The following is a 346-nucleotide window of genomic DNA, read 5'->3' on the forward strand; positions in this document are numbered from 1 at the left end:
GCGAAACGTCATCAGGGAGCAGCGTCAGGTGAATTCTGACGCTGTAAGTGTCGTCTGATCAGGCTGGATTACTGGTGCTGGGTGACGATTTGATTGAAGAAATCATACACGCCTTGTTCACTCATTCGGCGCGCATTTGATAATTCACCACCTTTAGAAGCGAACAAGACGGTGTTATCCGGTTTTAACACGACGGCTGCCGGAATACCTTTTTTGGTCGGATTGCCATAGGTCTCGATCAGTTCCTTGTTTTTATCGAACTGACCCACATTCACTTTGACTACCACGAATTTCTTGGCGATGAGGTCTGCGCTTTGGCCATGCATGGATTTATCCAGCTCCAGGC

The 346-nt window shown here is 48.3% G+C and carries 1 pseudogene; it reads right to left on the reverse strand.

Annotation, left to right across the window (positions count from 1 at the left end):
* Positions 1 to 68: 68 nt before the first annotated feature.
* Positions 69 to 346: pseudogene (locus tag KDM89_RS20755) on the reverse strand (thioredoxin family protein); the annotation flags it as partial.

Origin of the sequence: Cognatundibacterium luofuense (genome assembly GCF_018139685.1) — a bacterium.
GTDB classification, from domain to species: domain Bacteria; phylum Pseudomonadota; class Gammaproteobacteria; order Burkholderiales; family Burkholderiaceae_D; genus Undibacterium; species Undibacterium luofuense.